10 protein-coding genes are annotated in these 12,655 nt (G+C 63.4%); 7 read left to right on the top strand and 3 right to left on the bottom strand.

Going from position 1 to position 12,655, the window contains the following annotated elements; all coding sequences use genetic code 11:
- Window positions 1-48: 48 nt before the first annotated feature.
- The 3 genes from P6U29_RS40385 (at window position 49) to mtnA (ending at window position 2,454) form a co-directional block, all read left to right on the top strand.
- On the top strand, window positions 49-321 hold the full coding sequence (locus P6U29_RS40385; protein ID WP_407115652.1) for a phosphopantetheine-binding protein: 273 nt from the start codon (window positions 49-51) through the stop codon (window positions 319-321).
- 138 nt (window positions 322-459) lie between these two features.
- On the top strand, window positions 460-1,335 hold the full coding sequence (locus tag P6U29_RS40380; protein ID WP_407115651.1) for an S-methyl-5'-thioadenosine phosphorylase: 876 nt from the start codon (window positions 460-462) through the stop codon (window positions 1,333-1,335).
- 18 nt (window positions 1,336-1,353) lie between these two features.
- Window positions 1,354-2,454: an S-methyl-5-thioribose-1-phosphate isomerase gene (gene mtnA / locus P6U29_RS40375; RefSeq protein WP_407115650.1), complete on the top strand. Its 1,101-nt coding sequence runs from the start codon at window positions 1,354-1,356 to the stop codon at window positions 2,452-2,454.
- Window positions 2,455-2,539: 85 nt separating this feature from the next.
- On the opposite strand, the gene P6U29_RS40370 is transcribed toward mtnA, so the two are convergent.
- On the bottom strand, window positions 2,540-3,175 hold the full coding sequence (locus tag P6U29_RS40370) for an HAD-IA family hydrolase (RefSeq protein ID WP_407115649.1): 636 nt from the start codon (window positions 3,173-3,175) through the stop codon (window positions 2,540-2,542).
- A 106-nt stretch (window positions 3,176-3,281) separates the two neighbouring features.
- Here P6U29_RS40370 and P6U29_RS40365 point away from each other — a divergent pair, with 106 nt between their 5' ends.
- On the top strand, window positions 3,282-4,040 hold the full coding sequence (locus tag P6U29_RS40365) for a S1 family peptidase (protein ID WP_407115648.1): 759 nt from the start codon (window positions 3,282-3,284) through the stop codon (window positions 4,038-4,040).
- A 125-nt stretch (window positions 4,041-4,165) separates the two neighbouring features.
- Window positions 4,166-5,668 (top strand): flavin-containing monooxygenase, encoded by a 1,503-nt coding sequence (locus P6U29_RS40360; protein ID WP_407115647.1) that lies wholly within the window; start codon window positions 4,166-4,168, stop codon window positions 5,666-5,668.
- Window positions 5,669-5,888: 220 nt separating this feature from the next.
- Here P6U29_RS40360 and P6U29_RS40355 read toward each other — a convergent pair whose 3' ends face one another.
- Window positions 5,889-6,815, bottom strand: coding sequence for a response regulator (locus tag P6U29_RS40355; RefSeq protein ID WP_407115646.1), 927 nt, complete (start codon window positions 6,813-6,815; stop codon window positions 5,889-5,891).
- The gene (locus tag P6U29_RS40350; RefSeq protein WP_407115645.1) at window positions 6,799-10,170 is read right to left on the bottom strand and encodes an ATP-binding protein; all 3,372 of its coding nucleotides are present in this window, start codon (window positions 10,168-10,170) and stop codon (window positions 6,799-6,801) included. Before P6U29_RS40350 ends, P6U29_RS40355 begins: the two co-directional genes overlap by 17 nt.
- Before the next feature lie 168 nt (window positions 10,171-10,338).
- On the opposite strand from P6U29_RS40350, the gene urtA reads away from it, so the two are divergent.
- Together urtA and urtB are read left to right on the top strand one after the other, a co-directional pair.
- Window positions 10,339-11,598, top strand: coding sequence for an urea ABC transporter substrate-binding protein (urtA, locus tag P6U29_RS40345; protein ID WP_025033323.1), 1,260 nt, complete (start codon window positions 10,339-10,341; stop codon window positions 11,596-11,598).
- Between the two features lie 129 nt (window positions 11,599-11,727).
- Window positions 11,728-12,654, top strand: a complete 927-nt coding sequence (urtB, locus tag P6U29_RS40340) for an urea ABC transporter permease subunit UrtB (RefSeq protein ID WP_407115644.1) — start codon at window positions 11,728-11,730, stop codon at window positions 12,652-12,654.
- Window position 12,655 lies beyond the last annotated feature (1 nt).

Genomic DNA, 12,655 nt, shown 5'->3' with positions numbered 1-12,655 from the left:
TAGCCGGCAGTCCGATCCGCCCCCCGATAAACAGATGGAAATTTGCCGATGCAGGCCTTCGATACCGATTTGCGCAATCGCATCATCAAGCTGGTGAAGGGTATCCTCGAACAGAACTCGCTCACCGCAGACGTGACGCCACAGGCGAAGCTCGTCGATATCGGCCTGACCTCGATGGACATGGTCAATCTGATGCTCGGCGTCGAGGCCGAGTTCGACTTCACCATCCCGCAGGCCGAGATCACGCCGGAGAATTTCCAGTCGGTCGAGACGCTGGAGCGGATGGTCGCCACCCAGCTACAGCCGGCAACGGCGGCTTAAGTCGAGCGTACGGCGCCTTCCACGGTGTCGCCCGCGCTCCTCATACGACCGCCATCACCCCACCACCCCAGTTCCAAATCCGCCGCAAAACTGGCATAGCTTAACCATGTCACATTTGGCGGACAGGGTGGAGCAGGCATGACGCGGGCGGTATTGGGTATCATCGGGGGCTCGGGCATCTACGACCTGCCGGGTCTCGAGGGTGCTCGCGAAGAGGTGATCAAGAGCCCTTGGGGCGAGCCGTCCGCGCCCGTGCGGCGCGGCACAATGGCGGGCCTGCCGGTCGTGTTCCTGCCGCGGCACGATAAGGGCCACCGGCTGTCCCCCTCCGACATCAACTACCGTGCCAATATCGACGTGCTGAAGCGTGCCGGCGTCACCGACTTGATCTCGCTGTCGGCCTGCGGCTCCTTCAAAGAGGAACTTCCGCCGGGCACCTTCGTTCTCGTCGACCAGTTCGTCGACCGCACCCACAAGCGCGAGAGCTCGTTCTTCGGCCGCGGCTGCGTCGCGCATGTGTCGATGGCGCACCCGGTCTCGCCGCGGCTTCGCATCCATCTCGCGGCGGCGGCCGAGGCCGAGGGCATCGCGATCGCGCGCGGCGGCACCTATGTCTGCATGGAAGGGCCGCAATTCTCCACTTTCGCGGAAAGCATGACCTACAAGACGCTTGGCTATTCCGTGATCGGCATGACCAACATGCCCGAGGCGAAGCTCGCGCGTGAGGCGGAGATTTGTTACGCCACCGTCGCGATGGTGACGGATTTCGACTGCTGGCATCCCGATCATGACGCCGTCACCGTTCAGGATATCATCCGCGTGCTGAACTCGAACGCCGACAAGGCGAAGGCGCTGGTGGCGCGGCTGGCCAAGGATTTCCCGCGCGAGCACGAGCCGTGCCCGATCGGCTCGGACCGTGCGCTCGACTCTGCGCTGATCACGGCGCCCGAGGCGCGCGATCCGGAGCTTCTGAAGAAGCTCGATGCGGTGGCAGGACGCATCCTGCGCGGCTGAAGGGAAAGGCAGAATGCCATGAAGGTCGACGGCAAGCATTTCCGCAGCATCTGGCGCGAGCGTGACGGCTGGTCGGTCGGAGCGATCGATCAGCGCCGGCTGCCGCATGAATTCGTCATCGCGCGCCTGACCTCATGCGAAGACGCGGCCGTTGCGATCCGCGATATGCTGGTGCGCGGCGCGCCGCTGATCGGCGCGACCGCCGCCTATGGCATGGCGCTCGCGATGCGCGAGGACGCCTTCGACGCCGGCCTGAAGCGCGCCTACGAGACGCTCGTCGTGGCGCGGCCGACTGCGATCAATCTGAAATGGGCCCTGGACGAGATGCGTACGACGCTTGCGCCGATCGATCCCGTCGAACGGGCGGAAGCAGCCTATGCGCGCGCCGACGAGATCGTCGAGCAGGACGTCGAGATCAATCGCGGCATTGCCGGCAACGGTCTGAAGTTGATCGAGGCGATCGCGGCGAAGAAGCCGGGCGAAGTGGTCAACGTGCTGACCCATTGCAACGCCGGCTGGCTCGCCACCGTCGACTGGGGCACGGCGACCGCGCCGATCTACCTTGCACATGAGCGCGGCATCAAGGTCCATGTCTGGGTCGACGAGACCCGGCCGCGTAACCAGGGCGCCTCGCTCACAGCGTGGGAGCTCGGCCATCACGGCGTGCCGCACACGGTGATTGCCGACAATACCGGCGGACACCTGATGCAGCACGGCATGGTCGATCTGGCCATCGTCGGCACCGACCGCGTCGCCGCCAATGGCGACGTCTGCAACAAGATCGGTACGTACCTGAAGGCGCTCGCCGCGCATGACAACGGCGTGCCCTTCTACGTCGCGCTGCCGTCGCCGACGATCGATTTCGTCGTCCATGATGGAATCCGTGACATTCCGATCGAGCAGCGCAGTGGCGTTGAAGTCACCAACATGACCGGTCGTACGGCGGACGGGCGGCTCGAGACCGTGCGGATCGTGCCCGAGAACTCGCCGGTCGCGAACTACGCGTTCGACGTGACCCCGGCGCGGCTTGTCACGGGCCTGATTACCGAGCGCGGCGTGCTGAAGCCCGATCGAGAGTCGCTGGCGGCTGCGTTCCCGGAGCGAGTTGTTCGGCTGTAGCCTGGATGAAGCGAAGCGTAATCCGGGGCCGCTGATCCCGCATTGCGCTACGCTCCATGCGGGCTACGTGTTGCGTCCATCCGGCCTATCTCAGCTTCAGCCCCGTCGCCTTCTCGAGATCCGCGATCGCTTGCGCCCCACCCGTCACCTTGATCGTGGTCATGCCCATCTGACGCGCCGGCTTCAGATTGACGCCGAGATCGTCGAGATAGACGCAATTGTTCGGATCGACTTTCAGTGTCTCGACCATCATCCGGTAGATGCGAGGATCGGGCTTGCGCAAGCCGATTTTGGCGGACTCGATGACGTGATCGAACAACGCCATGACCTCGGCGACATAGAGCGTGCGCCCCGTGAGGCTGCCGATCGCATTGGCCGGAAGGTTGTTGGTGATGCAGCCGGTCTTGAACTGCGCCTTAATACGCTTCAGGGCCTCGACCATCTCCGGGCGCAAATCGCCCTGCAGCAGCGGCAGCACGTCACGGCCACGCACTTCCGCGCCAAGCGCAAGCGATTCCGCGGCGAACAATTCGTCGAAAGTGTCGATGTCCACCTCGGCCCGCTCGAACCTGGCCCAGGCGTTCTCCAGGTGATTGGCTGCGTTCGTGCGCCGGATGATGTCGGTGGGCAGGCCGCGTTCGGTCTCGAACCGCGTGAACGCCTCGAATGGTGAGCTCGTCAGCACGCCGCCAAAATCAAAGACCACAGCCTCGATCGCCAATGTCCTGCCCTCGTCAATTCCTTTCCAAGAGGGCTAGCATGCGTTATCGGCAAGAGCCAGTCCGAAGCTGTCCCCCCCACCGGTGCTGACGCCAATGCGTGTTCCCATGAAGAAGCTTGCCACGTTCATCGCAGCTGCGCTGCTGCTCGCCACACCCGCCCACGCCATCGTCGGCGGCGGCACGCCGCAAGCCGACGGCGTTGCGCGCGCCGTCGTCACCATCGTCGGCTCGCGCGGCAATTTCTGCACCGGCAGCTTGATCACGTCAAAAGTAGTGTTGACGGTGGCGCACTGCGTGCAGCCCGGAGCGGACTACAAGATCGTCGAGCGTGGCGCCGATGGTCAGCCGCAATTGCTGAACGTCCGTACCGTCGCGATCCATCCGAACTTCAACATTCAGGCAATACAGGCGCATCGCGCCACCGCCGACGTGGCACTGCTGCAACTGGAAATTCCACTGAAGGGAAAATCCACGGTGGCGGTCGGCATGCCCAATATTCCAATTCAGGTCGGCAGCCGCTTCGTCATCGCCGGTATCGGTGTCACCGTGCGCGGGGACGGCAAGAGCGGCGGCACGACGCGCGTTGCCGGCCTCGTTACGACCGGCCAGCCCGGCACGCTCCAGATTCGTCTGGTCGATCCCGTAACCAACGGTGTTCGCGATGGAATTGGCGCCTGCACCGGCGATTCCGGCGGCCCCGTGTTCGAGGACAAGCCGAGTGGTCCCGTGCTCGTCGGTCTCATCAGCTGGTCGACAGGGCCGAACGGCGCCGCCGGCTGCGGCGGATTGACCGGCGTCACGCCGCTGACGCTCTATCGCGACTGGATTTTGCAGACCGCGCGGAGCTGGGGTGCGGCGCTGTGATTTGACCGCGGCTTGATCTATGTCATTTTGAAGCGGGAGCGCGGCGGGTGATCATGCCCGTCGCGGAGGAAACGCGCCGTTCGGTCAAGAGCGGCCACAAAGACAAGCAAGGCATAGAAGCAACAATGAATGTCGCTGTTCGCAGTCACGCCACCACCAAGCAGGCCTCGGAACATTTCGATGTGCTGATCGTCGGCGCAGGCATCTCCGGCATCGGCAGCGCTTATCATATCGAAAAGCAGCTGCCGGGTACGAGCTACGTCATCCTCGAAACGCAGGCGACGTTCGGCGGCACCTGGAACACGCATCGCTATCCCGGCATCCGCTCGGACAGTGACCTCCACACCTTCGGCTACAGCTTCAAGCCCTGGGTCGGTCCGCCGATCGCGACCGCCGAGGAGATTCTCTCCTACATGAAAGAGGTGATCGACGACAACGATATCGCCCGCCACATCCGCTACAAGCACAAGATCAATTCCGCGAGCTGGTCGAGCGAGCAGAATCTCTGGACAATCGAGGCGACGACCACCGATACGGGCGAGGCAAAGACCTTTACCGCAAACTTCCTCTGGATGTGTCAGGGTTATTACCGCCATTCGGAGGGCTACACGCCGGAATGGAGGGGCATGGACCGCTTCAAGGGGCGCATCGTCCATCCGCAGACCTGGCCGGAGGATATCGATCTCGCGGGCAAGAAGGTGGTTGTGATCGGCTCGGGCGCGACGGCGGCGACGCTGGTGCCGAACATCGCGGACAGTTGCGCGCATGTCACCATGCTGCAGCGCTCACCGACCTATTTCCGCCTCGGCCGCAACGCCATCGAAATCGCGGAAGAGCTGCGCCGGCTTCAGGTTGACGAAACCTGGATCCATGAGATCGTGCGGCGGAAGATCCTGTTCGAACAGGATGCGTTCACAAAATTCTGTGTGTCCAAGCCCGAGCAGGTCAAGAAGGAGCTGATCGGCCAGATCAGCGCGGTCCTCGGTCCCGACTACGACGTCGAGACGCACTTCACGCCAAAGTACCGGCCGTGGCGGCAGCGCATCGCCTTCGTGCCGGATGCCGATCTGTTCAAGGGTATCGCCAGCGGCAAAGCCTCGGTCGTGACCGACGAGATCGAATGCTTCGTCGAGAACGGCATCCAGCTCAAATCCGGCAAGCTGCTGGAGGCCGATATTATCATCACCGCGACCGGCTTCAATCTTGCCGCGCTCGGCGACATCGCCTTCGAGGTCGACGGCAAGCCGCTCGCCTTCGGCGACACCGTCACCTATCGCGGCATGATGTTCACGGGCGTGCCGAACATGGTCTGGGTGTTCGGCTACTTCCGCGCCAGCTGGACGCTGCGCGTCGACCTCGTCGCCGATTTCGTCTGTCGGCTGCTCGGACACATGAAGGCCAAGGGCAAGAAGAAGGTCGAGGTGAGGCTGCGTCCCGAGGACCACAATATGCCGATCCTGCCCTGGATCGATCCGGAAAACTTCAACCCCGGCTACATGATGCGCAACATGAACCTCTTGCCCAAGCGCGGCGACAAGCCGGAATGGCAGCACAGCCAGGACTACTGGACCGAGAAGGACGAGATCCCGAAGACGGATCTGGATGACACCGCGTTTGTTTACGGGTGAGAGGCGCCATTTGTGGCGGTAGCGGGCGCCACATCCTCCCGGGGCGCGGAGCGAACGCGGGACCCATAACCACAGGGAGTGATATAGGGCTAGCAGGCAGCTCCGAGTCTTCGCAAAAGATCTTCCCGTGGCTATGGGTCCCGGATCTGCGCTCCGCTTCGCTGTGCTTGTCCGGGACGACACTATGGGATGGGGTAGCGGTCCGAGCTCTTGCCGTCGGCTACGAATTCCGTCTTGTCGCATTCGCCGCGATCGCTGCCGCTGCAGTGCGGTTCTCCACGCCGAGCTTGGAGTAGATCTGCTCCAGATGCTTGTCGACCGTGCGTGGACTCAATCCCAGAATCTGCGCGATGTCGCGGTTGGTCTTTCCCTTGCTGAGCCAGGCCAGAACCTCTCCCTCCCGCGTGGTGAGGCCGAGCTCGCTGGTGAATTCGGGGGGCAACGCGGTGCCGGATTCCCTGGAGAGCCGCAGCAGGAACTCGTTCGGCGCCGTCTCGCCCATGTAGAAGAGCCGAAGTTGCGGATTGTCAGGCAAGGAAGCTCCTTGAGACTTAGAGCTGCCTTTGGCTTTGGCCTGCTCCAGCCATTGCAGCAGCGATGGCGGCAGGATGAAATCGTCGGTCTGTGCGCCGTGATGATCGGTCAGCAGCTTCTGTGCCTGCGGTGTCGCCCAGAGCAAATTGCCCTGGCGATTGACGGCGAACAGGAAGCGGCCGGAGACGTCGAGTGCGGCACGCGCGCTCTGGGTCAGCCGGGCATTGCCGAGATGGACGCGGATGCGCGCCAGCATCTCCTCGATCACGATCGGCTTGGTCACGTAGTCAACGCCGCCGGCTTCCAGTCCACGCACGATGTGCTCGGTCTCGGCAAGACCCGTCATGAAGATCACGGGGACGTTGGCGAGACCCGCATCGCGCTTGAGCCGGCGGCAGGTCTCGAAACCGTCGATACCCGGCATGACGGCATCGAGCAGCACGATGTCGGGCGTGATCTGGTCGATGATGCGCATCGCCGCGGCGCCATCGAGCGCAACCATGACCGTCATGCCGGCGCCGTCGAGCGCATCGGTGAGCAGCCGCAGCGTCTCCGGGGAATCATCGACAACGAGCGCGACGTCGCGCTTCTTTGGTTCAATGCTCATAAGCATGCAACGTCTTCAATGTGGCCATGTACTGGTCGAGATCGAAGCGATCGACCAGCGATCGCATCTGCGCGACGAAGTCGGCATGTTCAGGATGCTCGCTGCCGATCTCATCCAGCTTCAACTGGATGCCCTTGACGTAGCCGATCTGGCCGAGCCCGATCAGCGCCTCGATATGCCGCAGCGGCGGCTTTGATCCGGTCTCGGGATGCCAGAACGGCACCGCGACCTCGTCCGAACCGTATTGCCATTCGATCTTGAGGAGCTGGCGGATCGTCTCCAGGAGCCGCGGGATGTCGATCGGCTTCATCAAGTAGCCGTCGTGGAAGGGTTGCGCCAGCGGCGCGCCGTGGGCCTCGATCGCGCTTGCCGACACCATCAGGATGCGCGCTTGATGATGTCCGTTCGCGCGCAGGGCCTCGGCGACAGCCCAGCCGTCCATGGCAGGCATCGAGATATCGAGCAGGAACAGATCGGGCCGGCAATGCTGCGCCAGCGCAAGGCAGCCTGCGCCGTCCGGCGCGCTGAGCAGGATGAAGCCGAGCGGCGTCAGCACCTCGCGCAGGAGGTCGCGATGCACGGGGTCATCGTCGGTGACGAGGATGGTCTTGCGCGCGCCGTGATAGCCGGAGACCGGCGCCTCCACCGGCGCGATGCGCTGGGGATTGGCGACTTCCGAGAGCAGGATCTTGACCTTGAACGTCGAGCCGGTGCCGACCGTGCTCGTGACCTTGATATCGCCGCCCATCACGCCGGCAAGGAGGCGGCTGATGGTCAAGCCGAGGCCGGTGCCGGTCTGCGGCTGGGCGACGCCGAGCGCGCCGCGCTCGAAGGGCGCGAAGATGCGTTCGAGATCGTCGCCCTGGATGCCCGGGCCGGTGTCGATCACCTCGAACTCGGCGACGGGGCTGCGATAGTGCACGACGAACTGCACGCTGCCGGTCTGGGTGAACTTGATGGCGTTGGAGAGCAAATTGATCAGCACCTGGCGCAGCCGCTTCTCGTCGGCATAAACGACGGCCGGCAGATGCGCCGGCCGCCTGAACACGAAGTCGATGCCCTTGGCGGCAGCCTGGAGGCGGAACATGCCGACGAGCTGGTCCAGGAATTCGCTTAAGCGCACCTCGTCGCGCGACAGATACAGCCGCCCCGCCTCGATCTTGGAGATGTCCAGGATGCCGTCGATCAGGCCGGACAGGTGATCGGCGCTGCGGCGGACGACGCGGACCTGGTCGCGCGGCTTGGCGCCAAGCGTCGTATCCTGCTCGAGCAGCTGGGCATAGCCGCTGATCGCATTGAGTGGCGAGCGCAGCTCGTGGCTCAGGCCCACCACGTAGCGGCTCTTGGCCAGATTGGCGGATTCGGCGACCTCCTTGGCGCGCTGGAGCTCGGCATCGGTGCGCTTGTGCGCGTCGATCTCCTGGATCAGCAGCGCGGTCTGCCGCCGCGTCTCGGCCTCGGCGGCGCGGCGGCTCTGCTGCGCCAACACGAACAGCCACGCGACCACGCCGATGATGATGCTGAGCGAGAAGAACACCTTCCAGAGTACGTTTGAGACCAGCATGTTCTCGCCATGCACGCTGGCCGAGGTCTGGAGATAGATCAGTCCGAGCACCAGCGCGACGAGGCCTGCGGAGACCACGAAGACGCCGATATAGTGGCCGAACTGCGAGTTGATCCGCGCATAGATCGGCTGCGGCAGAATTCTGCCGAGTGCGTGGGCGAACTGCACTTGCGCACGCCCGTGTGGCTTGCAGAGATCGTGGCAGCGGGCGTCGAGCGAGCAGCACAGCGAGCAGATCGGGCCGGCATAGGCGGGGCAGGAGGTGATGTCTTCTGGCTCGAAGCTGTGCTCGCAGATACAACACTGGATCGCCTCGATGTTGGCCCAGCTTCGCTTCGGCTTGCGCGCGATGTAGAATTTTCCGTCCGTCAGCCAGGCGATCACAGGCGCGGTGACGAAGGCGACCGTCAGCGCGACGAAGGCGGCGAGCGCTTTCATGGTCGGGCCAAATAGGCCGTAGAACGCCGCGATCGAGACGATGATCGCGAGCGTCATCGCGCCGACACCGACCGGATTGATATCGTAGAGATGCGCACGCTTGAACTCCATCTGCGGCGGACGCAGGCCTAGCGGCTTGTTGACCACGAGGTCGGACACCAGCGCGCCGACCCAGGCGATCGCGACGTTGGAGTAGAGCGCCAGCGTCTGCTCCAGCGCCTTGTAGACGCCGATCTCCATCAGAAGCAGCGCCACCATCACGTTGAACACCAGCCAGACCACGCGGCCGGGATGGCTATGGGTCAGGCGCGAGAAGAAATTCGACCAGGCGATCGAACCGGCATAGGCGTTGGTGACGTTGATCTTGATCTGTGACAGGACCACGAAGATACCGGTCAGGGCCAGCGCGAGGTCCGGCTCGGACAGCACGTAGCGAAAGGCCACGAGATACATATGCGCGGGCTCGGCGGCCTCCTCGGGCGGCACGCCATGGCTCAGCGCAAAGAACGCGAGGAACGAGCCGGCCAGGAGCTTCAGCGCGCCGAGCACGATCCAGCCCGGCCCCGCGCTCATCAGCGCAATCCACCACGATGCCTTGGAGGCGCGGCGGTCGCGCGGCAGAAACCTGAGGAAGTCGACCTGCTCGCCGATCTGCGCCACCAGCGAGAACACCACGGAGGATGCCACTCCGAACAGCAACAGGTCGAAATGCCCGTTGAGATCGCCGTGCTCACCGGAGAACTTGCGCCATTCCGTGAAGGAGTGCGGGTTGGCCCAGGCGATCGCGACGAAGGGCAGGATGTGCAGGATGACCCAGAGCGGCTGCGTCCAGAGCTGGAAGCGGCTGATCAGCGTGATGCCGTAAGTCACGAGCGGGATGATCGCCACCGCGCTGATGAGATAGCCGATCGGGCGCGGAATGCCCAAGCACATCTCCAGTGCGGTCGCCAGGATCACCGCCTCGACCGCGAAAAAGATGAAGGTGAAGGAGGCGTAGATCAGCGACGTCACGGTCGAGCCGATATAGCCGAAACCGGCGCCACGGGTGAGGAGGTCGATGTCGATGCCGCATTTGGCGGCATGATAGGCAATCGGCACGCCGCAGCAGAAGATGATGGCGGAGACGACGAGGATCGCGGCCGCGGCGTTGGTGACGCCGTAATTCAGCGTGATGGTGCCGCCGATCGCCTCGAGCACCAGGAAGGAGATCGCGCCGATTGCGGTGTTGGCGACGCGGGCGGCGGACCACCGCCGCGCGCTTTTGGCGGTGAAGCGCAGCGCATAGTCTTCCAGCGTCTGGTTGGCGACCCATTGGTTGTACTGGCGCCTGACGCGGTCTATTCGCTGCCGCCCTGCCACTTCACCCCACTCCCGATACGGACCCGGACGCCTCGCAAATTCCGTACCAAAAGCCTACGTCGGCATTTTGCGGTGCAGTATACGCGATCTTGCGTATGCTTGGGCTGCATAAATTCGAGCCATCCTCACGACACCAATCGCGTGTTCTCGAACAAAAGTGGGGTGCTCATGTCAGACGAAGCAAACAAGGGCCTGTTGTCGCCGCTGCGGCGCAAATTGTTGATGGGAATGGCGGCCGTGCCGGCCATCACGATGCTGCCGCGGGCGTCCTTTGCGCAGGCGCCGGCGACCTCGGCGGTCAACACCACGGGTCTTGCGGTCACCGACACCGAGGTGACGGTCGGCATCTTGCATTCGGCGACCGGCACCATGGCGATCTCCGAGACCGGCTCGATTCAGGCCGAAAAGCTCGCGATCGAACAGATCAACGCGGCAGGCGGCGTGCTCGGCCGCAAGATCAAGTTCATCCAGGAGGACGGCGCATCGGACTGGCCGACATTCGCCGAGAAGGCGAAGAAGCTCCTTGTCAACGATAAGGTTGCGGCGATCATGGGCTGCTGGACCTCGGCCTCCCGCAAGGCGGTGCTGCCGGTCGTCGAGCAGTATAATGGCATGCTCTACTACCCGACCTTCTACGAAGGCCTCGAGCAATCCAAGAACGTGATCTACACCGGCCAGGAAGCGACCCAGCAGATTTTGGCGGGCCTCAACTGGATCGCCAAGGAGAAGGGCGCCAAGTCCTTCTTCTTCATCGGCTCGGACTACATCTGGCCGCGCACCTCCAACAAGATCGCCCGCAAGCATGTCGAGAACGTGCTCAAAGGCAAGGTTGTCGGCGAGGAATACTATGCGCTCGGCTCGACCCAGTTCAACTCGGTCATCAACAAGATCAAGCTGACCAAGCCCGACGTGATCTTCACCGACGTCGTCGGCGGTTCCAACGTCGCCTTCTACAAGCAGCTCAAGGCAGCCGGTGTCGACCTCGCCAAGCAGCCGCTGCTCACGATCTCGGTGACCGAGGACGAGATCGATGGCATCGGCGGTGAGAACATCGCGGGCGCCTATGCCTGCATGAAGTACTTCCAGTCGCTCGACAATGCGAACAACAAGGCCTTCGTGTCGGCGTTCAAGAAGATGTGGGGCGAGAAGACGGTGATCGGAGACGTCACCCAGGCTGCCTATCTCGGCCCGTGGCTGTGGAAGCTGACCGTCGAGAAGGCCGGCTCCTTCGACGTCGACAAGATCGCTGCCGCGTCGCCGGGCGTCGAGTTCAAGGGAGCTCCTGAAGGCTACGTGCGCATCCACGAGAATCATCACCTCTGGTCGAAGACCCGGGTGGGGCGCGCCAAGCTCGATGGCCAGTTCGAGCTGATCTACGAGACCGCCGATCTCGTCGAGCCGGATCCGTTCCCCAAGGGCTATCAATAAGCGGCGACATCCGTCGCGCTTTTCCCAGACACCAAGCCGCTCCCTGGCGTGGATCGCAAGTCCATGCCTCAAGCCCCCGCGTCGCGAATCTGCTCGCGACGCGGGACCCTTTCCCGACGGAGGACATAGATGTTCGGCGACTATTCGATTGGCGACCTTGGCTCGATCTTCGTCATGCAGGGGTTTGCCGGACTGATCCTGTTCTCGGTCTATGTCCTGATGGCACTCGGGCTCGCGATCATCTTCGGCCAGATGGGCGTCATCAACATGGCCCACGGCGAGTTCATGATCCTCGGGGCCTACGTCACCTGGATGACGTCAAATCTCTTCCAGACCTACTTGCCGAGCCTGTTCAGCGGCTACTTCTTCCTCGCAATGATCCTCGCCTTCCTCGCCTCCGGTGCGTTGGGGATGGTGGTGGAATGGGTGCTGATACGGCATCTCTACAAGCGCCCGCTCGATACGCTGCTTGCGACCTGGGGCCTTAGCCTGATGCTGCAGCAGGCCTATCGCTCCGTGTTCGGCGCGCGCGAGGTCGGCGTCGAGCTGCCGCAATGGATGCTCGGCTCGCTCCGCGTCACCGACAGCATCGAGGTGCCGATCAACGGCGTCTTCGTGATGGGCCTCACTGTGCTGATCACCATCTCCGTCGCTTACGTTCTCTACATGTCGCGCTGGGGCCGCCAGGTGCGTGCGGTCGTGCAGAACCGCATCATGGCCGGCGCCGTCGGCATCAACACCGAGAAGGTCGATCGCTTCACCTTCGGGCTCGGCTGCGGCATCGCAGGTGTCGCCGGTAGCGCCTTCACCATGATCGGCTCGACCGGGCCGACATCAGGGCAGCTTTACATCGTGGACACCTTCCTCGTCGTCGTGTTCGGCGGCGCCGCCAGCCTGCTCGGCACCATCGCTTCCGCGTTCTCGATCTCGCAGACGCAATCGACGCTCGAATTCTTCATGTCGGGCTCGATGGCCAAGGTGCTCACGCTGCTCGCGGTCGTCGGCATCCTGATGCTGCGCCCGCAGGGTCTCTTCGCCCTCAAGGTCCGCAAATAGC

The sequence above is a fragment of the Bradyrhizobium sp. LMG 9283 genome (assembly GCF_045571415.1).
Classification (GTDB): Bacteria; Pseudomonadota; Alphaproteobacteria; order Rhizobiales; family Xanthobacteraceae; genus Bradyrhizobium.
Note: the sequence above shows the minus strand (reverse complement) of the source record. Positions and strands in the feature narration are given on the sequence as shown.

Bases quoted from the DNA above. Each gene is read 5' to 3' on its own strand.
- P6U29_RS40385 (WP_407115652.1), top strand. From the start codon at position 49: ATGCAGGCCTTCGATACCGATTTGCGCAATCGCATCATCAAGCTGGTG.
- P6U29_RS40380 (WP_407115651.1), top strand. From the start codon at position 460: ATGACGCGGGCGGTATTGGGTATCATCGGGGGCTCGGGCATCTACGAC.
- mtnA (WP_407115650.1), top strand. From the start codon at position 1,354: ATGAAGGTCGACGGCAAGCATTTCCGCAGCATCTGGCGCGAGCGTGAC.
- P6U29_RS40365 (WP_407115648.1), top strand. From the start codon at position 3,282: ATGAAGAAGCTTGCCACGTTCATCGCAGCTGCGCTGCTGCTCGCCACA.
- P6U29_RS40360 (WP_407115647.1), top strand. From the start codon at position 4,166: ATGAATGTCGCTGTTCGCAGTCACGCCACCACCAAGCAGGCCTCGGAA.
- P6U29_RS40355 (WP_407115646.1), bottom strand. From the start codon at position 6,815: ATGCTTATGAGCATTGAACCAAAGAAGCGCGACGTCGCGCTCGTTGTC.
- urtA (WP_025033323.1), top strand. From the start codon at position 10,339: ATGTCAGACGAAGCAAACAAGGGCCTGTTGTCGCCGCTGCGGCGCAAA.
- urtB (WP_407115644.1), top strand. From the start codon at position 11,728: ATGTTCGGCGACTATTCGATTGGCGACCTTGGCTCGATCTTCGTCATG.